This window comes from Paenibacillus sp. PastF-3 (genome assembly GCF_029893135.1).
GTDB lineage: Bacteria > Bacillota > Bacilli > Paenibacillales > Paenibacillaceae > Paenibacillus_AQ > Paenibacillus_AQ nitricinens.
The window spans coordinates 46,163-68,467 of sequence record NZ_JARXWM010000007.1; the positions used below are offsets into that span (position 1 = coordinate 46,163).

General features: G+C 42.0%; 20 protein-coding genes. All 20 read right to left on the minus strand.

Translation table 11 applies throughout. The annotated features are described in order from the left end of the window. Positions 1-28: 28 nt before the first annotated feature. On the minus strand, positions 29-2,737 hold the full coding sequence (locus M2444_RS15420; RefSeq protein WP_280787392.1) for a hypothetical protein: 2,709 nt from the start codon (positions 2,735-2,737) through the stop codon (positions 29-31). Positions 2,738-2,777: 40 nt separating this feature from the next. Continuing rightward, the gene (locus M2444_RS15425) at positions 2,778-3,629 is read right to left on the minus strand and encodes a copper amine oxidase N-terminal domain-containing protein (protein ID WP_094870529.1); all 852 of its coding nucleotides are present in this window, start codon (positions 3,627-3,629) and stop codon (positions 2,778-2,780) included. A gap of 155 nt (positions 3,630-3,784) precedes the next feature. Next, positions 3,785-5,716 (minus strand): Mbeg1-like protein, encoded by a 1,932-nt coding sequence (locus tag M2444_RS15430; RefSeq protein ID WP_280787393.1) that lies wholly within the window; start codon positions 5,714-5,716, stop codon positions 3,785-3,787. Then, the gene (locus M2444_RS15435) at positions 5,716-6,510 is read right to left on the minus strand and encodes a hypothetical protein (RefSeq protein WP_143812142.1); all 795 of its coding nucleotides are present in this window, start codon (positions 6,508-6,510) and stop codon (positions 5,716-5,718) included. The genes M2444_RS15430 and M2444_RS15435 overlap by 1 nt, the downstream gene beginning before the upstream one ends. 76 nt (positions 6,511-6,586) lie before the next feature. Then, positions 6,587-7,726, minus strand: coding sequence for an Mbeg1-like protein (locus tag M2444_RS15440; protein ID WP_094876485.1), 1,140 nt, complete (start codon positions 7,724-7,726; stop codon positions 6,587-6,589). 93 nt (positions 7,727-7,819) lie between these two features. Next, positions 7,820-8,119, minus strand: coding sequence for a WXG100 family type VII secretion target (locus M2444_RS15445; RefSeq protein ID WP_042125627.1), 300 nt, complete (start codon positions 8,117-8,119; stop codon positions 7,820-7,822). Positions 8,120-8,161: 42 nt separating this feature from the next. Beyond that, positions 8,162-8,509 carry a WXG100 family type VII secretion target gene (locus M2444_RS15450; RefSeq protein WP_280787394.1) on the minus strand — a complete coding sequence of 116 codons (348 nt, stop codon included), beginning with the start codon at positions 8,507-8,509 and terminating at the stop codon, positions 8,162-8,164. Between the two features lie 39 nt (positions 8,510-8,548). Beyond that, positions 8,549-12,409 (minus strand): type VII secretion protein EssC, encoded by a 3,861-nt coding sequence (gene essC / locus M2444_RS15455; protein WP_280787395.1) that lies wholly within the window; start codon positions 12,407-12,409, stop codon positions 8,549-8,551. A gap of 5 nt (positions 12,410-12,414) precedes the next feature. Then, positions 12,415-13,242, minus strand: coding sequence for a DUF5050 domain-containing protein (locus tag M2444_RS15460; protein ID WP_280787396.1), 828 nt, complete (start codon positions 13,240-13,242; stop codon positions 12,415-12,417). Positions 13,243-13,256: 14 nt separating this feature from the next. Next, positions 13,257-13,487, minus strand: coding sequence for an EsaB/YukD family protein (locus M2444_RS15465; protein ID WP_179283640.1), 231 nt, complete (start codon positions 13,485-13,487; stop codon positions 13,257-13,259). A 17-nt stretch (positions 13,488-13,504) separates the two neighbouring features. Continuing rightward, on the minus strand, positions 13,505-14,002 hold the full coding sequence (locus M2444_RS15470; protein ID WP_094870537.1) for a hypothetical protein: 498 nt from the start codon (positions 14,000-14,002) through the stop codon (positions 13,505-13,507). A gap of 15 nt (positions 14,003-14,017) precedes the next feature. Next, complete coding sequence (locus M2444_RS15475; RefSeq protein ID WP_094870538.1) at positions 14,018-14,497, minus strand: hypothetical protein; 480 nt, start codon at positions 14,495-14,497, stop codon at positions 14,018-14,020. 17 nt (positions 14,498-14,514) lie between these two features. Continuing rightward, positions 14,515-14,709 carry a hypothetical protein gene (locus M2444_RS15480; RefSeq protein ID WP_094870539.1) on the minus strand — a complete coding sequence of 65 codons (195 nt, stop codon included), beginning with the start codon at positions 14,707-14,709 and terminating at the stop codon, positions 14,515-14,517. Positions 14,710-14,738: 29 nt separating this feature from the next. Next, entirely contained in the window at positions 14,739-15,620 is an 882-nt protein-coding gene (locus tag M2444_RS15485) for a hypothetical protein (RefSeq protein ID WP_280787397.1), read from the minus strand. Continuing rightward, entirely contained in the window at positions 15,617-16,600 is a 984-nt protein-coding gene (locus M2444_RS15490; RefSeq protein WP_094876490.1) for a 6TM ABC transporter family protein, read from the minus strand. The genes M2444_RS15485 and M2444_RS15490 overlap by 4 nt, the downstream gene beginning before the upstream one ends. Next, the gene (locus tag M2444_RS15495; RefSeq protein ID WP_094870542.1) at positions 16,578-18,050 is read right to left on the minus strand and encodes an ATPase, T2SS/T4P/T4SS family; all 1,473 of its coding nucleotides are present in this window, start codon (positions 18,048-18,050) and stop codon (positions 16,578-16,580) included. The genes M2444_RS15490 and M2444_RS15495 overlap by 23 nt, the downstream gene beginning before the upstream one ends. A 14-nt stretch (positions 18,051-18,064) precedes the next feature. Next, the gene (locus tag M2444_RS15500) at positions 18,065-18,892 is read right to left on the minus strand and encodes a CpaE/TadZ family protein (protein ID WP_280787398.1); all 828 of its coding nucleotides are present in this window, start codon (positions 18,890-18,892) and stop codon (positions 18,065-18,067) included. Further along, the gene (locus tag M2444_RS15505) at positions 18,871-19,752 is read right to left on the minus strand and encodes a CpaB family protein (protein WP_094870544.1); all 882 of its coding nucleotides are present in this window, start codon (positions 19,750-19,752) and stop codon (positions 18,871-18,873) included. Before M2444_RS15505 ends, M2444_RS15500 begins: the two co-directional genes overlap by 22 nt. Next, positions 19,752-20,825, minus strand: coding sequence for a MinD/ParA family ATP-binding protein (locus M2444_RS15510; protein WP_094870545.1), 1,074 nt, complete (start codon positions 20,823-20,825; stop codon positions 19,752-19,754). The genes M2444_RS15505 and M2444_RS15510 overlap by 1 nt, the downstream gene beginning before the upstream one ends. A 507-nt stretch (positions 20,826-21,332) precedes the next feature. Next, entirely contained in the window at positions 21,333-22,259 is a 927-nt protein-coding gene (locus tag M2444_RS15515; protein ID WP_280787399.1) for a 5'-3' exonuclease, read from the minus strand. Between the last annotated feature and the right edge of the window lie 46 nt (positions 22,260-22,305).

A 22,305-nucleotide genomic window follows, 5' to 3' on the forward strand; every position in this document is an offset into this window, starting at 1 on the left:
TGCATCTTTGCATGGAGGGTGCTGTCATTTAGTTATTCAAGTCGTCGAACATGGAGCCTTTTACCGTAACCTCAATCTGATCCAGCGGCTTAATGCCGACCAGCTTGCCTAAAGATTTGTAAGCATTGCTACTCTTAGACAGCTCCACATCCGCCAGCCAAGCCTTGACATAATACTTGCCGTCTGGCATTTCAGCTGTAGTATAGACAGGAAGTTTGTCTTTGTTGATCGTAATGGTCACCGTAGACTTCTCTGTGATCTTGTACATATGCTGATTCAAGCCCACATATTCACGGTATTTGAAATTGCTGAAGCTTCCCAGTGTACTAGATTGTGAATAACCCTCTAGTATATTCTTCCAGAATTCATGGGTGCCTTCATCCTCTTCTCTATTCTGGGAATATGGAATTTCTTCCACCTCTTTAGTAAAGCTATTCTCAACCGTAAGTAATTTCGCGTTATTAACGCCCGTGTTATCCTCGACAGATAAAGCTGCTGGCTTTCTTGCAAAGTTATTGCCGCTTTTGCTCAGGGGTTCATTCCGGAGATTAACCGCAACCTTATCGTTATTGATATACATAAGATCCGTTTCATAGCGGAAAGAATTCGTAAGGTCCTCAACAAGCTCCTTATGGTCCTTCGTGTCTTTATCTGTGTCCTTAAACGTAACCGTCTCCAGTGTAAAGGAATAGGTTCCAACAGGGTTAAAATAATATCCCGATTTAATCGGATAATCATATCCTTGCAGCTGTTTATCGGTTGCAAACACGGCATTATCGTAATCAGATTTGTTATTCAGCATTTTTTTAGCGGTATCTCTGGCTTTCTTATAAGCTTTAGCCATGCTATTCTCAACCTTCCAGCCAATGTCTGCACTGGCCTGCTGTGTAAAGATCCGCTCGAATTTCCCCCTTACCTTCGTCCATTCCTTCAGGACCTTATTCTCATCTTCATGAGCCATCCAGCGGATTACATTATAAGGGGAAGGCTCACTTGTCCAGAGGAGCTCTCTGATTAAAGAATCTGCCTTATTCTTGTCTATTGAATTCTTGTATAGCTTCGGTGCGATTTGTTCGAGACCGTTATAAATATAAGTACGAATGGTTTTGACATCTTGCCCAGGTGTAAATGGAGCCGAAGTGGTTCCACTCTCCGTATACGTTTGACAAGATTCAACATCTTGGCCTTCTGCGTTCTTACTGGTGCTGCAAACCTGATAATCACGCGTATAATTTCTGCTCACGGTACCCTGGAAACTGATATTGCCCGACTTTTGATTAGGAGAGTACGGAGCCGGATTACTATACCATTTGCCGTTAACCGGATCATCGCCAAAATCAGGGCGCTGCAAACTAGCTATAATGTCGGGTTGTCTAATGATTGTACTGGCAGCCTCGTCAACCACCGGATTGTTCTTCACTTGGAAATAGCGATAGATAGCATCCGAATTATTGGTTACTTCCAAAGCACCGGTAGCATTTCCACTCCAAGTGAAATCAGCATATGGCGGCTGTAAAACAGCCTTAATTGCTGCGCCATCTGCTAACCCGAATTTCACTTTTCTCGATAACACATTGTAATCCAGATCAAAGGAGCCTTTGGTTGTTGGCATCGCGTTGACCTTCTTAATCCATCCGTAAAGCTCATTATTTCCGTACATGACTTCCTTAGGTGACTTCTGCCTATTCAGATTAAACTGGATGTATATATCTTCCTCAGGCATTGTAAATGTCGCGTAAAGAATTTTGTCCGCCGTATTAGCCGCAAGCGTAATTTCACCTGCTAATGTTGACGCATGACCGTGGTATCTTACAGGGATTTCCTTTCCGTTACTCGTGATCTTCCATGCGTAATCTGTCGTTTTCTCGATAGCGAAGCTAGATCTCAGTCTGATCCCGACGGTTACCTCTTGTCCCGCTACTGCGCCGGTCGGCATGGTTTCGAAATGAGGGGATAGGTCATTTGCCTGCAAAATAAACGGAGCGATAGGAATACCTAAGTAAGTAATATTTCCATCCGATCCTTGAATGTAAATCCTGCCTGATCCCCACGAAAGATATGTAGGGGGCTGTAGGACGTGAACATAATCTATCCATTGTCCACCTTTAGACGGGGTTGCATCCCTTGTATACACAGGTTTGTCTTTGAAATTGCTGTTTTGATTGTTGTACATAAATTTCTCATACAATTTCCCTGCATAATTCTCATTTAATCCCGTAATAATAGATTGTTCAAAAGTGCCTTTGGATTTCAGTAGATATTCGTTGTTCGTATTGGTATATCTATCAAAATCATTTCTTTGAATTCCTAGTAAAGCAGCTTTTAACCATGGTTCCTTAATCATGTTGAAATTCTGAATTTGGGTACCACTCCACCCGGCATACCAAGGGGCTCCTTCTGTAGATACGGAATCCCCAGTAACTGTATATCCAGAATAGGCATACATATTGTTTTTATAGGTCAACACCGGTCCATGGCTTTGTCCATAAACCATATCAAAATTAAATGTTTTTGAATCCATGTTTTTTTGCAACAAGTCTGTTCTTAACGCACCGAATCCCGATTGGATAGGATAATAATTAGCCTCACCATATAAATTTTCCATATCCTCATTGATATGTTTAATAACTTCTGCTGTTGTTGTTGGAATATTATCACCCGCCTCTGCTGAGACAACAGAAGTAACAAGCGTTTGAATGATTATAATGATAAAGCTAAACCATAATGATTTTTTCATTTAGTCACCTATTCCATAAATGATCTGATTATCGTTTACTTTACTTTTTTTGCAATCCAATTCCAATCTCGCCCATAGCCTGAGAATTAACAAAAATCTTAAACTCCTTTGCCTCAAACCACTTAAGCGGCAATGCATCACTTCTTTGCTTTTTGGTTCGGACATAATTCATGATGGAATCAACGACATTGCCCTCAATTTTTTGGCGAAGAATAGCTTCTGCTTCATTCATAGCTTGAACTGGATCTGTGCCTACCTTTGTAAAACTAATGCTAAATTGCATAATGATTTGGTCGGGTTCTGGGTCCACTGTCTCATAAACTACCATTTTCGATGCTGATACATAAGCTGGATCACTATTCGGTCCCATTTCTGTATACGGAATCTTAAATCCATGGACAGTCGCCTCTTTAGGCTCTGTTGAAGGCTTGCTGCTGCTTGGAGGAGGCTCATTACCCGGAGTAGTGATGTAAACCGTCTTCACGGCATCATCCCATTTCACGTTTACGCCGAGTCCTTCATATACAAATCTCAGCGGGACAAACGTTCTTGATTGTTTAAATAGTGCAGCCGTATCCATTTGTTTCGTTTTTCCATTTAGCTCATAACTTTTTTTCCCGATATAGACACCCATTGTTTTGCCTTCAAGCGAGATTGTGGCTTTTTTAGCCTTACTGTCCCATAAGACCTTAGCTCCAAGTGCTTCACTTATAAAGCGAACCGGAAGCTGGACTCTTTGCTGAGCATCGATAAAAGGCTGTGCATCTGGAAAAATAACTTTTTCTCCATTTACTACTACCCTCAATGGAAGACTTGCTGCGAGACTAATAAAACTCGAAGAAAACAGGGTTACCATTAGCAAAACTACCAGCGAACTCATTAATTTTTTCATTTAACTGCTCCTCTCCATTTAGTAACCTTTAACTTTAGGAATCCAATTCAAACCTCACCCATAGCCTGAGAGTTAACAACATTGTTACAGTCCTTTGCCTCAAACCATTTAAGCGGCAATGCTCTCATCGCTTCACCCTCTCACTACGTCATCTCTTAGTTCAGGTACATAGTGTTAGTACTTGCACGGGCTGCTGCAACAATCTTGGATTCGATTTCCCGATATTTTGTTACGGTGTATCTTAGGCCTGCGGTTTTGCTGTTTATCGCTGTTGTTACACGACTTTTCTGTATTCGGACTTCATTGCTTAAACGCTGAACTTCTCTTAATTGGGCTTGAACATAAGATTCACTGTATGCTCCGCCCACGTTGGAACTTACTCCAGAAGCTAGGGACAATATCCTCTCGACAGCTTCAGCAATGTTTTCTTCCTTACGCCCCAGACTTTTCTGCAGACTCTCCAGTTTATCCATATTCGCCAAGATCCTGGCGCCTTGAATAACACTAGCAGATGCAACTGCAATCTTCATAATGGTTTTTGTTATGGTTGATTTGATTTTGCTGATCGCTGAATCTTTAATCGTGCGGACGCCAGCGATAAATTCATCCTTGGTTTTCTTGATTTTAGATTTTACACTTTGGAATATATCGCCCATTTTCTTCATGGCTTTGTCTTTTACACTAATCCAATATTCCTTTTGAGCTTTTACATATTGAATGGTGTTATCCACAAACCGATTGAAACCATCTTTTAATTTGGTCATAAAGTCGGATACTGCATGTCTCACTTTTTGTGCAAATTCCACAATTTTATCACCAATCAAATTAGTCACTCGAACAGCTTCTGTAACCATGTTCGTTACAAATTCAACACTTTGATTATAGAAGGAAACCACTCTCTCCTTAATGTCCTCTACTTTTTGCTCTATCCAGGGAATCACACTGTCCATGACAAAACCGATCACATAGAGCGCAACTAGTGCTTTTATAGTGCTGACTAACACGGCTAATGCTGCAGTTACGGCTGCCGTGACAACGGCAACAGGCCCTACAGTTACCATTAATAACCCTACTACTGCTATTCCCGCTAACGCTAAGGGCCAAAGATCCACTTCTCCATCTAATACTTTGAATACCCCTTCAACCATACTCACCTTCAGAACATCAGGGACGACCTCCAAACCAACCGTAATATTATGCACGAGGTTAGGGACCAAGGCCCGGGTCTGAGATTCAGAACGTTGAAAGGTTTCATTGTTCTCATCGATCTTCAGTGAGAATAGAGAGTGATGAGCCAGACCGGCCTCCCCTTCTGATTTGGTATCAATATAAATACCCGATGAGGGATTTTTAAATAAGGCCGGAACAATGTCATTTTTATTTCTGAACTCTTTGATTTGTCCGTTTTCATTCATTTCATCGATATTCGATTTGAACTTATTTAGCACATCTCCATTAAATCCCGGAGCATTGAAGGTTGAAGCCGAAACGAGATATTTACGCAGATCCTCCGGCAAAATAAAGGAAGAATATAAGGCCAGGTTGCCGCCGAGCGAATGCCCGGTCAAATATAAATCATAACTGCCGTCGGTCTTAAAGCTTTCCATGTATTCTCTGGCTTCCGCTTGCTGAATAGCTTCGGTGGAATATGCCGTAGTGCCGTTATTTTTCCAGTCATTGCGGTAAAGTGGGTTATCTATGGGTTCACTACCCCGAAAAGCTGCAACTTTTTCCCCTGTTTGGGTATCGACAGTGAAAGCAACAAAGCCTGATTCCTCTTGCTTATTATTGGAGACCACATTGGAGATTTCCCAATTCTGATATTTGGGTGTATTCATCTGCTGCAGCAGATGACTCCATTGCTCGTATTCTTTTTCTCCGTTAAGATCACTGGGATAACGTTCTTTTAATTTCTGCATACCCTCGGGTGAAGAATAGTATTTGATTACATCGCTGAGTGCAATTTTATCGCCATTATTTTTGTATTGATCAGAAAGCTTGGTATCTACTCCCTGCGAATCCAATATATCTAAATAAACGAGCTGCGAAATTTGCTTCAGTTCTACTTCTGTAAGAGTATCGGCCATTATAGTCCTCCTCTCTGCTCCAAGCTCTTCACTCTTTTTTCTTTCCAGGTCTCAATAAAACCCAGAATTTTCTCGGGGGACTCTTCAACTTCACCATCCATTCCAAGGGTGTATCCAACTCTGGTCACCACACTTAGAACGCCTGACTTTTTCTCTTCGTCACTATAAAAATTATCTACGGTATCTTTTGATTTTTTAGCTTCCTCAAATTTCTCGTAAGCCTCTGGTGTGAGATAAATAATCGAAATTAGAGAATTAATGTATTGATTATCCGCAAGCTGATTAGCAAAGCTGAGATAATGTTCGGATTCAGCTTGCGAATTCATGTTTCCCTTAGCGTCCATATAATCATCTGCATTCAAATAAACTTTAACTAGTTGTGTGTTCATCGGATAATGATCCAAAAACTCCTTGTATGACATTCCAGTATCTGAATGTTCAGGGTAGGTTAACCCTGTATCGTTAGCTATGATCAGCTTACTGTCTGGCCAAATTCTTTTTGCTAGTTCTTGAATCGGCTGTTCTGCATTTTTGGCTACTGCCTGATTTAGATATTTGTCATATACCTTTTTCAGATCCTTAGTGATTTCAACAGGAACTTTTAGGGTCGCGTCATGCTTCGGTCGAACAATCGCCTTCAAAGTATTGTTGTTCATCGTTCCCCAGCTGCCGCCTATACCATCAAGAACAAATTCCTCACCATACTTTTCCTGCAAAGAACTTAAGATTTTCGTTTCCGCTTTCTCATCTTTAGAGGCACAGCCCATAAAGCTGAACATTGATAATATCAACATCAGAGTCCACACCTTCCTTGTAAAAAAAATTTTCATGCCGGCTTCACTCCTTTATGATGACATCCTATTAACTCACTTAGAATTCAAAATCCAGCTTCAATTCTGGATATTTGAACATTTGATTCATGTACGTTTCAACCACCTTATCAAGGTGCGCCGTCATTTGGCTGGTTAGTTTTTCCATACGCTCCATGAGGGCATTTGTCAGCTTATCCAACCATTCCTCTACGTGGTCCATCAGCTGATCCCCCACCGGACTGCAAATCAGAAGGATGGATAAGACAGCTTGTGTGATTTCATTTAGCTCCTCTGCCGTTTTCGCCGCCTCTAGCATGGCTGCTTCGGATAAATGTTCGTACTTCGCACGAATATCATCAAATAAGAAGGATTCCGGAATATGATTCATTTCAGTTCTCCACTCACTGAACTTTGCATCCAACATTCGATCATATTTGTGGGCGATTTCTATCATTGCACCCCGCACTTTCCCTACATCCAGCTGATCCATTAAGGTAAATATCACATACCCCAAATGATCAGATGCACGTTCGGTTAGTCCGACTGTATCTCCAAATCCGCTCATCACAGCATCAAAAACAGGCGTATGATCTTCTGTTAGCGTATTAATCTTGGACAACAAGGCATAGGTATTCCCTTTTTCACCTGTAATCACATTCCCCTTGGAATCAAAGGTATAGCGCTGCCAAAGGGAATCAGGGATCATGAATTCTGTTCCTTCTAGACCCGATTTAGCAAATACAATCTCTTCGTTATGTTTGCCTAAGGCGGATACTAGACTGTTGTAGGCCACAATATTTTTAACCTGAAGCTTTTCATTTTGCTTAGCGGACAGAATGTTTGCGATCCCCGGTGCGTCGAATACTACACCACCAATCCCCTCATTAACCGATGCTGCATAAAGAGCTAACGCTCCACCGATGGAATAACCAGTAACTAGGCAGTCTCCCTTTCCTTTGTTCTTCATTGCAAATTTTGAGGCTTCCTCCGGCATGCTGCTTTGGCCGCTTAGCAGAGACTGCAGATCAGCGAGCCAATCTTCGCCTTTATATGTAAAGATAATTAATCTATCGTCATGCTCATTTTTATAGGCATAGGCTGCTGCACCAGCAAAGGCTAGACTATCCGTTAGCTCAAGCCCATCTGCTACTTCTACAACGGATACCAGCTTTATGTATTGTTGTTCAGTCAGCTTCACTTACAGATCCCCCCAAGAAAAATCATTTCATTCCAATTAAAATCTACTAACAAGGCAGACAGTTTAAGATCTGCCTTGTTATGTATACCTGCATTATTTTCCGCGCAGTTTACTTGCCATTTCTTGCTCGGCTTGTTGCTTGATGTTAGCGATTTGCGTTAGGTTCTTACTGATATTCTCTACACAGAGAACAAGCTCTTTAAAACTAGGCATAAGTCCGTCGAATTGTTGTACAAACGCTGTTTGTGATTCCCCTTGCCACCAACCGCTAACCGCATGAATTTCAGTCTGCAATTGTTTGATAAGTGTATCCGCATTACTTGCTTTAGTCTTAATGGACTTAGCTACTCCTAGAGCCTGATCCGGATTAAATGTAAGATTGTTTCCCGCCATTTTATTCACCTCCTTTCAAAGCATTAATCTTTGTTTTCGTCATTACTTTTGGCTTTGCTTTTGTTTTTCCAATTGTTTTTGTTTCAGTACCTCTTGTGCTGCTTTCTCTGCCAGTCTTCGCTTCTCTTCTCTTTCCTGTTCGGCACGGCTCACTTCTGAAGCCACTCTTTGAACTCCACTTCCGAGCCTATCTAGCGTTCTAAGCAGGGCCTTTATCTCGTGGTCCAGCGCATCGTATTCACTTTGAAACGCTTTAGAAGCTGTGCCAGTCCAGTAACTAGACGATTGTGTGTACTCGCTTTGCAGTTTTTTTGAAGTACTATTCACTTCATTGGCTAGTCTATGGATCTGTGAAGCCTTTCCCCTAATTTCTGATGGACTAACTGACATCTCTGCACCTCCATCTTAAACTCACATCCCCGCAGCAACTCAGTTGTCCTTGCTCAACACAGCGCATCTTAGTCCCGTGTATTTGTTCTTTACAATGAGATAGCCATCGCCTTGCTCCCCACTCTTCTCCTGGGTTCCATAAGGTAAAGACACATTGTACAGATTTTGTTCTTTCATTCTACCCAGCAAGATCCCGGTCTGCTCTTCTCTTATGGTCTTGCCCAAAGAATCCCAATTAGCGGTAAGATCACTTGTATTGTCTGCCGCTAGAACAGCTACCTTCATGCCGCGTTCTTGCTTCACAATCCGCTCAATCAGCTCATGCAGCATGTACATGTCTCCACTCGTAAATTCACTTAGGCGATCAATGACAAAGATCATTTGCTTCCACTGTTTCATCAGCGCACCAACATCACCGCCGGACATCCTGCAAGAGAAAAGCTCGCTGCGTCTAGATTCCAATTTATCCTTGATCCCATCAATGAAATCATCCAGATCATCCACGTTCGCTATATCCGTTACGAAAGGCTGCTTCATCAGTTCATAAATGCCCATAGCGGATGAATCCAGCGCATATACCTCAAGATCCTGTTTATCACTCAGCAGCTTCATCCACGATACAAGTAAAGTGCTCTTGCCTGACATAGCCTCTCCCGTTACCATCAGCACTGGTGTTGCGAGAAGGTCTACAAACACGGGCTGTAAATCATTGTTGGCCAAGCCTATTGCTAGTATCTCTGTATCCTTATTGAGTGCTCTCAGGTCAATGGTAGAAGGCATCATCGGAATTGGAGCTGCTCCGCTAAGATTCAAAGCTTCCATTCTCTCCAATAAGAGCTCCGTGGCGGTATGTTCATATTCAGGAAGCGAAGTCTGGAATTCTAAAGGCGGCTTGCCCCGTACTAATCCTCTGCCTGCAACCTTTACCGGTTCCAAGCCTTCTGTTCTTCCTACAATGCCTTCATATTCACTTTTCTCCGTCATTTGGAAGCTAACCGCCATCTTAAAGTTGACCGAAAATTTATATCTGACCAGAGCACTATTGGTAGCTGTAGCTACCATATAGATACCGTACTTAAAGCCTTCACGGGCCAGCAGCACCATTTGTGCGTCAAAGTCTTCGTAAGTCTCTGATAATGCGAAGTAGTTGTCGACCATAATTACCAATGCTGGCAGTTTTCGTCCACTTTTACGATAATCACTGAATCCCTCACTACCGGTAGCTTCAAATAACGTTCTTCGTTCCTCCATGACCCTGAACACAAAACGCATACACTGGTCAATCTTTTCTTCTTGCTCCAGTGTCATAACCCCACCGACATGAGGAAGCTTCTCCATAGCTTTGAGAGAGCTACCGCCAAAATCCATAATGTAGATGTTGACGTCATCCGGTGGATACATCAGAGCCAGCGATATACATAATGTTTTGAGGAACACAGTTTTACCTGTACCCGGCGTTCCATAGACAAACAGATTCCCTTCAGATGCAAAATCAATCTCCACCGTTTCCTGTTTCTGTTTTCTTGGATCATCCATAATTCCTACTGGCACACTGAGCAGCTTCTGCTGCTGAGGCCAGCTATTATTTGCAAAGCTATTCGTCAGTAATGAATCAAGGTAGACTAGTTCAGGCAACGGCGGCAACCAAGGTCCTTTTATTGGAGAAATCCCATATTGCTTGGCGGTCTCCGTAATGTATTCAACCATGGCATGCAGTTGGGAAGTAGAATCGTTTTTGGCGATTTTCTCTTCCTCCAGCGGAAAGATCTGCTCGCTTCTACCATTCAGGGCCACTTTGTAGATTCGTTTGGGCTTGTTCTCCTGTCTCTGCAGTTCACCCTTGGGATCATAATCAGCACCGGAATAAGCAGACTGGAATAACTCAAAGATCTCATCATTTCCGACCTGTATATACGCTCGTCCCGGCTCCTTAATCATGGCGGCATCTGGACGTTTAATAACATCCTTACTATCCGCTTCATCCTGTACCTTCAGACATATTTTGAATTTCGAGTTGCTCCATATCTGGTCATCCACTACACCAGCAGGCTTCTGGGTGGCAAGAATTAAATGAACACCAAGACTTCGGCCAACACGCGCTGTGCTCACCAACTCTTTCATGAAATCAGGTTGATCCTGCTTCAGCTCCGCGAACTCATCCGCAATCATAATCAGATGGGGAATAGCCGGCATATCACCTTTGATATTGTTGCTATAAAATAATTTCTGGTATTTATCAATATTATTCACGCCATATTCCGAGAAAACACGTTGACGCCGCATGAGCTCACTTTTAATAGATAGGAGGGCTCTCGTCGTTTGATTCCCATCCAAGTTCGTAATGGTACCGACCAGATGAGGCATTCCCTTGAATACATCTGCCATGCCTCCCCCTTTATAATCGATGAGGACAAAGGCAATATCATGGGGGTGATAATGAATGGCTTGAGAGACGATAATGCTCTGCAGCAGTTCACTTTTCCCGGAACCCGTCGTCCCGGCTACAAGACCATGGGGTCCAAACCCCGTCTCATGCATATCCAGATGTAAAGCTTCTCCACCAGCCCTCACCCCTATAGGAACGCTCATACCCATATAGGTTTTGTTACGGATCCAGTTCAGCATTACATTTACTTCAGATACCTTTTCGTTCTGCAGCATTTCCATCAGCGTGATGGAGGATGGAAGCGAGAAATTAGCACTTGAATTTTTGATACGAAGCGGCGCAAGCTTTCTCGCCACCAGGTCCAAGTCCTTTATTTCTGTCTGGTCCGGAGTAAACACGATCTTCTCTCCGGTTAATCGATTGGCCATTTCACCGCTTTTTCCGTTCAAATGAATAACCGTTTTACAGTTCATGGGCAAATAGGCAGAATTCTTGGCGATAAAAAGGGTAGATACCCCAATTTGTGCACTGCCGTTGTACAAATATTTACTGATCAGCTCATTCTCAAGCAAAGAAGTATCTTCTACAATAAAGAGATAATGCGGCAATACCCCGCCAACCAAAGACTTCATCTCTCTCTCCTTCAAAGCGCCATAAATCTCGGACAAGGTCTGATGGGCAATGGCCTTACCACATAAGAGAAATCTGATATTGAAGCCGTCATCCCATAGATGGGGTACAAATTTAAGCCAATCCCATTTCTCCAGCTCATCCTCCGCGGCAAGAACAATAACTCTAACATCGTCATAACCATGATGAGTCACAAGCTGAAGCAGCATCAGCTTTATAAGTTCGGCTGTCTTATCGCTTTCACCGGCAATTCCGCATATTTCGGAGGTTACCAGATTAACCGTTATGGGAACATTCGAGACCTTTTCGAATTCCATAGCCAATCTCTGCGGCTCCATCAAAAGCGGGTCCGTTTCAAGGATGATAGCCTGCTTAGTGTAATTGATATGCAGTTCCAGCGGTGTACTGCCCACTCCGATCCGCAGAGCCAAAAAATCATTATGGGAAGGCGTTTTTTCCCATAGCTTGTTATCTCTCCGCATAATCCTCTGCACACATTCCGCTGGCTCCGGACTCATTTCATTCATAGCCTTAATCTGTTGTTCGCGAGCAATGGATAATTCACTGCGCACATCGGTTATAAATTGGAGATACTTCTCTTCTCGCTCCTTCTTTTTCCGTTTATATTTTCTAATCTGCGCTGTCGCTCCTGTAAGAGAACCGATTAAGGTCATCACTGTAGTTGCAACCGAGATCAATAAGTAAATGGACTGTGAAGTCATCGCAATTAATACGGTAATAATCAACATCACGATTGGTGGAAGTAATATTCCGAACCAAGAGATTTCTGGTTTCTCATTGATCATGGGTGGATTAGGAACATCCATTTCTCCCCGGGGCATATCTGGTAGGAAACGGGGCTGACGACTGAATTCATAGCTCATTAGATCTACCTTCCTGTAAAGGTTATTGTCTCCGCCTCTCCACCAAATAGAGAGATTCGATGCCATTCACGACCACTGCAAAAATAAAGGTCATTGTCCAGAACATGCAAGAAATCAGCGTTCTCTCCACATATCCGAATACTGCCCCCATGCACTGGGTCTACTCGATAAATACTGTTACCGTTTAACCGATTAGCACAATAAAGATATCTGCCATCCGTGCTCATACTAAGGACATCCATGTTGTCTACAATAGTTACCTTTTGACTCTCCACATCAAGCAGCGTCAAGCAATGTCTATTCTTAGGATCTGGAAAACATAGCTTATTTCCTATTCGGACCAGTGAACTTGTAGTCAATTCACTAATCCTTTCTCTATCCTCACCGGATTTTGTGCTCCGCTTAATCCCACTTGACGTAGCATAGTAGATTTGCCCTTCATACAAGAGAAAGCTCTCTACATACTCATCGATCAACTTCATATCGCGTTTCCCATTAGTAGCACAGCGATACAATCGATGGTCCTCTTCGTGAATATAGTAGATCCAATCTTCACATCGCCGAAGCTGATAACAGGGCTTATCTAACAAGACCTCTACCTGCTGCTTTACAATATCTAGCTTGCAGAGCACATCACCCTTTAACTGATCACTGTAATATAGAGAGTGGCCAGCCTCATTCATGAACCAGAACAAACCCTCGTAATGAATCGGCTCCGCTTGAGCATTCTCTCTGTCCAAGGAATAAGTTCCTGAATAATTCTTAATATCCGTAATAAAGATCGCTTCTCCAGCTTTCACAATTAATCCGCCATTTTGCAGGTTACCATTCATTTCATCACCCCTTCTCAGATAAGTGTGAGGAGTGCGCCATGGGCTACACCTTCTTGATCCAAGGTTTTATTATTATTTAATATTCTGCCTAGCGGCTCAGCTTGAAGCTTGAGGTCATTGCTCTTCTTTAAATTCAGGGAATCTGTTAGCATATCTAGCAAATCTTCTATCACTACAAACCCTGGAACTTTCAGATCAATTCGTTGAGCAGTATCCGTTTGAAGAGTCACCATGATATAGTCCATGCCGATAGTTCCTTTCATCAATTCTTAACGGAGAGAATATAATTTCTTTCACTAATTAATTGATAACCCACATCTCTTTCTGCTTCTTCAGCGAGCTTTAAATATCTAGTCTTAAACTTATAGGTCGCTTGCGCCTTTACATCTACTTCGGATACCTGTTGTCCGGTCTCCATATTTTCTTCATCAGAAAAATCTAAACTTACGGTAAAGTCATTGTATCTTCCATCATTAGATGTAAATGTGAGTGTATTATCATCACGGCTTTGCTCCGATACATTGAGCGCACTCTCGAAAGCATCAGAGAAGTATTCCTTGAACCTCTCCTCGTTAATTTTTGCATCTAGTCCACGAAGCAGTTCATACTCCAAGCTCCGATCCTTGGCTGCACGGCAAGCATTAGAGATCGCAGTGCTCAGCACTACCTTTTCTCGAAATACAATCCCCATCTCTACCAAAGGCTCTACAGCAATCGAAACCAGAATGATCGCTAATATCCCTATTGCAAGATTTCTCATTCAAAGTCATTCCTATCAATCCATATAGTAGTCCAGATCCTTATAATGCTTCAGCCCCGTTGTTGACATAGAGAATTGGACCGGGATTTCACGCTCGAGCTTCTTTCCCCATAAAGTAATAGAAAAGGGATAAACAGCCTTAATCTCGACTGTAAGCGGTTCACCTCTTTGCCGATACGGTTTGTTCATTTCATTCCATTCGTAATAGGAGGTTTCATCATCATTTCCAATTGCATCATCTTGATCCACATTAGTGACTGTAATGGAAATATCATCAGCCTTATCCCGGTAAATAGGGCGCTCCTGTAATCTCTCCATAGCATCCTCATAATACGATTCCTTCAGGTAGTTATCTCCTGCTACAATCTGTGAGACACTATAGGTCTCCGTCACTAGCGTTAAATACCATGGAAAAAAGAAAGCCAAATTCACAAACAGCAAAATCGTAACCGATGTCAGGATGGTAAGTAGTACTGCCTTTGCTATCCCTTGCATTCTGCTTTCACCCCAAATTAGCTAACCATCTTTTTAATCAAATCTTCAAATAAAAATGTCCAGATATCATCTATCCATCCGACTAGTGCGCCGTCTTTCAAATAAGTAACTACCACGCCAATTACAATGATAACGCCGACCGTAATCGCGATTTGCTTGATGCCTACTTCTCCTTTTTCCTCCACTAGCAATCCCTTTAGATCTGTTTTCATTCGTGTATCCCCCTATAAATAAATTTGACTTATTGAAACATCTTCATTGAACTCAGAATGGTAAATAGATAGTACATAACGATATAAATAGCCAATACTATAATAAGTAGAAATTGGATTCTTGCACTGCTTCGCTGCCTAGTCTCCAGCTCTTCTTCCAATGCCCTGATTCTGAAGCCATCCAGTTCATTCTTGAGATACGCCATCTGAGACACATTATCGTACCCTTTAAGCCTAGTCTCCATAATGTCGCAGAACTTGATCACATAATGCATTGGAATTCGTTTCTTCAGCTGCTTAAAAGCAAATTCCTCTCCGTAATCAATATTGTCGAGCATCACACCAAGCTCCTCCGCAATATCCGGATTGGCACTTGGAATGTAATCCTTTAGGACATCCGAGAAATGAATATTGACCGACTTTGTATATTGGTAGTAGACCATACTATAAAAGGCTGGGAAATCCAGTGATATATTTTTGTTCTTCTTATCAATAATCTTCTCCAGCTCCACTACAGGGTAGAGCCAGCCCAGCATGATGAAAATGGCGGAGACACAGCCAAGCAGGATGTTGACCTTCCATAACAGCAGCATGATCACGATAGCAAGTAACGTGTACATCAATTGTTCAGTGCGTATTTCCTCCGGGGTCTTCTGAAGATCCAGCCGATCAATGATTTTCTTGAATCTGAGTCTTTCCGCACTGCCTAAAAGCCCTTTAATATATTTCTTGGCAATCCTACGTTTATATTGGCTGAACCTCTCTTGGAACGCCGCATTTTTACGCTGCTTCATATATTGACGTGCACGCTTTTTCTGTTTTCGGCTCACCGGTTTGAAAAAGGGATACAACAGAATCTTGATCAAATACAGGATAGAGAGCATAGCAATAAGCTTTACCAGGAATATCATCTGCGCTCACCACCCGTACCGACGTTTCCTTGGAGCACCTGGCTCCGTGCAAAGCTTAAACAAATGACACTAATCAAAACAGTGTTAATCAATTTCCCCACATTACTTACTAACATAAATTGTCTGAAATCCTTTACTGTCAATGCATATAAGAAAAATAGCACAATGATTCCTGTCTTAAACATAAAATCACGATTCATCTTTCTGAAAATCCGTTCCTTCTTGGAGTTAATCTCGCGCAGCACGGCATTTTCATCTACAATATCGAGAAAAATGTCTGCCATTCCTTTTCTCTCGTTATATTCGAAGACAACCGCTTTTTTCGTGAAATTATCGAATTTAGGGCCAAGCTGTCTATTTAATAGCGTAATGGCTTGCTTAAAGGAATAGCCGTTATTATCGCAATTGTCTATAAACTGCTGGAAATATGGCCTAAGGTTAGGACTGATATATTCCTCGCTCTCCATCACCTTTTTAATCGCAACAAGTACACCTTCACGGGCCAGTGGGCAAATTACATCTTCGGCATCCATAATGTTCTCCAGCCGTTCCGTCTGAATGGCTCTAGACTGCATTACAAAAAAGGTGAACAAGCATACAAAGATTGAAATGGTGATTACAACAGAAAGCGTAACACTATTCATGAGCAGCACTACTAACAAAGCTATAATTGCGAAACAAATGCATAACATCGAGGTAAAGCTCTCTAGGGTAAATGGCATATTAAAATCCAAAATCAGGCCCTCTACCATTCGATTGTATTTCGCATAAATATTTTCCTTCTGCCTGACGATTCGTTCCTTCTTGATACGGTCGACATAACGCTTCGTATTATACTTGCCTAGGTACTCTGCGAGGGTATCCATAACGTCGAGAACATATCTTATAGCCCCTTGAAAAAACTTGACCTCAAAAATGGCGTTAAATAGTACAAATGCAGCCGTACCTAGAAGTAGACTAATGATTAAAGTTGTATTCATCGAATTCGTACACCTCTGTTTCGCTCTCCAAAGGATCCTTGGTAAAGAACTCAAATCTGCTCCTCTTAATTCCAGCCTTGAGCATAAGCTGCTGTACCTTCTCAGAGATCTTACCTACACGTAAATGTCTGCCGACAATTCGAAGCGTCTTCTTACCGTCGATCATCTCTTCAATAACGTCATCACAATCAAATCGGTAAATTTGATTAATCAGTGGATTCAAGCCATCCGAGCCCAAAATTTCTGAAATAGAAGTCACTTTACGAGTGCCATCTGCCAGTTTCTCTTGAAAAATCACGAACTTTACAGCACTGCAAATATTCCGAAGTGCAAGCTCCGCTGGCTCATTAGAGGCCATTAGATAAGCCGTAAGAAATCTGAAGATTGCTTCCTTATCTCCCTCCGCATGAAGTGTGGAAAAGAAATAATGTCCCGTCTGTGCGGCTCGGAGCGCTGTGGCAAATTCACCGGGTGTTCGAAGCTCCCCTGGTCCAATCCAGTGAGGCGACTGTCTCATTGCATTAATCAGCAAATTTTCCATCGTTGCTGGGCTGGAGTCATCATCATCAGGGACCGATTCATATTGCAGAACATCATTCATCACTCTGCCGTGTTCGCTATTATCTTCTCTTTGGACCAATCTCATCTCCGAAGGATTCTCGATGGTAATTATCCTAGATAAAGGATTGATCTCCTTCACAAGAATTTCATTTAACGTAGTCTTTCCGCTTCCTGTCGGTCCCACAGTAATCCAAGACAAATCTGATTTCGGAATCAACGACAACAGCTTATACATATTGGATGAGAAGGATTTATTCTCGATCAGCATTTTTGGAACAATACTTTTCTTACTAAACTTCCGAATTACAAAAGCCGGTTGATCATACGGTGAAATCTCCGCATGCGTGGCATTCACTCGATACCCTTCAATTGTTCTGGCATTTACCATTGGGATCTTAGGAATCAATCGTACCTTGGAGACACCTATGAGCTTAGATATAATTCGTTCCATATGATCACGGTCTGTGAACTGTTGATCCCACTGCAGACTTCTTCCGCCGCTCTCCACAAAGATTTGATCAGGGCCATTGGCTCTAATTTCATCAATGCTGGGATCCTCCATGGCTTTGGTGATAGGTCCATAATGCGTAATTTCATTCGTTAGGGCATTTTTTAATTCTGCTAGATCATAATATCCCTCGACCGAAGGTTTCTGTGCGTCGACAAATTCGTTTATGTATGCCTTCGTCATTTCCCGTTTTCGAGCTGGGTCATTCTCCCGCCTATAAGCGTGTGTTGTTACTTTAGTAATATACTTTTGACATAACTCCAAAGCCTCATCAAAGCTTATAGTCGTATATTTAGTGGTCAGATCCTCCATGTTCTCCTTCGGACCTACCTGATGCAGTACCTTTTGCTGCATATCGCTAATTTTCCCACGTGTCAGCAAGTGCGCTCTCCCCTTTATTGATCCGCTAACCGATCTGCTAGTTTTTGGATCTCTTTTTTGAAATATTTATTGATTAGGGGGTTATCTTTTATGTATAGCCTGCCTTCATGTGCACGAACTACGGCATCCTTTACAAGTGGCAGGACAGAGACTATGTTAAAACCCATGTCCTTCATAACCTTATAGTCGAATTCAATATGCTGGATATTCATCATCACTACGCTGGTGAACTTAGCCGTACTTATCCCAACCGATTTGGCATAGTCCAGCAGCTTCACCATATTTATCGTAGCTTCCATCCTCTCTGTTGCCGTAAAGAAGCCGATGTGACAAAATTTCATGGCACCTAGACAAAATTCCAATGGAGGGTTGTTGGGAATGTCGATCAGCACAATATCAAACATTTGCTTAAGTGTAGTAATAACACGCTCCAAATTCTCAAACTCGAAGTCAAAATACTCCTCCATTAAATCCTGTGGACTAGGTGATAACAGGAACAGCTTCTCATATTTGGTCTGTTGTAATTCATCTCTGAAATCTACCTTGTCGCTTTTTAACACTTTAATTAATCCTTGACCCTTCTTCTGAGTAGGGACATCTAGAAATTGATATAAGTTTGGATAAAATACTTTAAGGTCAACTACACAAGTATTCAGGCCCTTTTGAGATAACAGATAGCTTAAGTTACTTATTAGCATGGCATTATCTACACCATCGCAAGCAGGGATGAAGCCTACCACACTGTAAATCAGGTTATTCTCCTGAAGTTCAGCACCGACGAGATCCTTCGAGGATATTTTCTGAAAAATACTGTCGATTCCTAGTCCTCGTTTCCGATCCACGATTCCACCTCTTTCTCCAAAGTAGGCAGTTGGTCAATGATGACATCACTACTCTTTCTGCTAAGTATGGTGATCAGAAATGAATTTCCATTTAGACCTTTGTATTTGGCATAATTATTAATTTGTGCACTCGTGCCCTCCAGAAGCAGTGCTTTAGGTTGAATGTTCTTCAAGAAATCTTTGCTCTTCATGACATTCTGTTTTTTATCCTCGTTTAGCTTCTGAACTTCTTTATAGACTTCGTAGATGGAGTGACTGCTTGCGTTGAGCATATCCTTCACCACAATGCTTTCAAACAACACTTCTGTTTTTTTGATCGTATTCGTTGACTCGGAATAAATCGCGTTGGGATTGCCACCCGCGGCATCCTTCGCCTCAACCTCATAAGACACACGGATACGAACACGGTCTCCTGGCATCAAGATATCTCCACCTACCTCAAGAAAATTATAAGGAAGCGTCAACACCTCGTTCTTTTCATTCACTTGATAGAGCCATTCATTCTTTTGCGGTTTTTCATCCAGCAACTGATCTTTGTAAAGCACGCTGTTCCCTCGAAGATAATAGGCGGAAAGCTTGCCATTTACTGAATCTAAATCCTCGGACAAAAGCATATCCTCTGTGTATTCTTTTTTGATAATATTGTATTTCTCAATCATAGAATCCGTTATGACTACAAATGCCGGAATCCCCTCATTCGACTTCACTCGTAGCACTTCTACCACGTCGCTGGCATCTTTGCTGGCTTTCGTAATGACCATGTAAGAAACCACAATGATCAATATACTAAAGAGCAAGGCTGCAACCCGTTTGAACATTTGCTTATTGGGTGTCGCATTCTTAAGCCCGCTTAAATCCATTAACTGCTCCCCTCCAGTAATCTAAGAAGTATATTTCCGTAAGCCCGCTCATGGTCTTTGTTTGAATGTACAAGCGGCACATCGGTTTCGATCTGAGAATCGAAGTCTGTGTCATAAGAGACATGTCCAGCTACTTTCATTTCGTATGTAAAGCTTTCTAATAAGCCAGATGCCGTAACTGCACTAACCCTATCTGGTGTGAAAATATCGCCTTGAAATCTGGAACGATCATTATATTTAGTGACAATGACTTTAGATTTAGCATTCAAATAGGCTGCATTCTCCTTATCCAGCGACTCTTCTACATTCTTCAAAGTGCTTAATACAGCGTAAAGATTATTAGGAATACACAAACCAAAGCTGTCAATATGAATTAACGCTTCGCGAAATTGATCTAAGGAGTTCATAGGCAGATCCAATAAGATTAAATTAAATTTGTTCCGGAGTAGGGACAACAGACCGACAAGTTTAGAGCTGGTATAAAATTGCTCCATTAATTTCCGATCGGAAAAACTGTAGCCAAGCCCCGTCAGCCACATATTTTCTTTTAAATGATACGCCGTGGTCAAATAGTCCTGAGGTCTGGCTAGCGTCCGAATGAGAGAAGCATTAATATCCTCATCCCGCTTGGTACGCTCATGAAAGCTGCTGAAATACATATTTGTACTTCGATATTCGATATCCAGGTCCACGATCAATACACTCAGACCTCGTTTACTTGCTTCACTCGCCACATTGATAGTTGTACTAGTGATTCCACACCCGCTATGACCGGTTATCGCCACAATGCGACTAATTCCGCGACTAACCTTATCAAGTTCCCTAGTAAGGCTATCCGTGGCCTGTAATTCAGGTGGAGCTTTGGGTTTTGGTTTAAAACGATCTAGAAATGACCCTTTCTTGTCGATATTCTTTGAATGATTCTTATTTTCGTGAGGCTTTGTCTCATGTTTGAATTTCTGTTTGGTATCAGATAATTGCTCTAAAGCTTCACGAAATAGTCCTGGTGTAATACGTATGTATTCGAAAGTCTTTATTTGGAGATTCGGATATCTAGAGATGAGATTCTCCATTTCTATGTCTTTCCTTATGTCCCTGGTGAGGATTAAAATCTTTACATTTGACTGTTGGTTAGCTATGAGCCAACGGATAAGGTTATTTAAATCACTCCTGATCTGTTCCATACTCGTAGATAATGCATCATCAGTTATGAATATGCTATCTACAGATGGTTTAATGTTCTGTAAAAACTCTAAGGTACTGCTTAGTACTAATTCTGAATCATTTACTACGTCTATGGCCCGCGTGCAATACTTTTCTACTATTTTCTGCAGCTTGTGCGTAACCAAGAGTATCTCCATCTCATCACCTACTATGGAAAATAATCACCTAAATATTTCCTTCCGATTTTAAATAAACAGAATTTTAGGATTAGAAACCTTAAATTGAAATTTAGTCAAAATAAGACATTAAAAGATAAAATAATACAGAGATTCGACAATAAAAAAGGCAGGCCAAGGAAAATATCCTCGACCTGCCTTTATGTTTATTCGTCTTCTTATAAGAAGAGAACTCTCTCCTTAACCTAAATCGCCTAACTCAATCTGCACAATTCCCCGTTCGTCCTGCACCTCAGCGATCAAATGCATCAAGCTGCCGAACTCCAGCTCTTGAAATTTGCGCGCAGCTGTTTCCCGCTGTAGTTGCCACAAGGCTTCCGTCAGCCCGCAGACCACAGGTACGTCGCAACGAATTTCCGCTAGCTCTCGCGATAAATGCAGCATATCCAGATCTGCTTCGATTTTGGTACGCACACCTTTTGGAAGTAGATGCAGATTCTCAATAACACCTTCAACTGTACCGTATTCGGTCAGCAGCTTCAGCGCAGTCTTCTCACCAATCCCTTTTACGCCGGGATAATTATCACTGGTATCGCCCATAAAGCCTTTCAGGTCAATCACCTGTCTAGGGGTTAGACCCTTTTCCTCCAGCAATTCAGCAAGGTCATACACTTTATAGTTAGAGCGTCCCTTTTTCATAATGACGACCTTAACGTTCTCTTCAATGAGCTGAAGCATATCATGGTCACCCGTCAAAATATATACCTCAGAATTTTCACTGTAACAAGAAGCCAGCGTACCAATGCAATCATCCGCTTCGTAGCCAGCAAGTCCAATATTCGGCACCCCAAGCTCAGCTACTACATCTTTTACTAGATCAAACTGTGGAATCAGCTCTAACGGCGCTTCAATCCGATTCGATTTGTAACCATCGTATTTCTCGGTGCGGAACGTTCCTTTGCCCATATCCCAGCAGCATACGACGTGAGAAGGCTCAAATGTGCTTACTGCATCGAAAAAATACTGTAAAAAACCATACACTGCATTCGTAGGCAATCCAGCTTTTGTCTTGCGGATATATCCTCCATAAGAGGTCGCATAAAAGGCCCGGAACAGCAGAGCCATTCCATCTACAAGCATTACACGGCCCGTTGTTTCTGCTCTCATGTATAAACCTCTCCCTTAATCGTTCATTGTATTGTTATTAAGCACT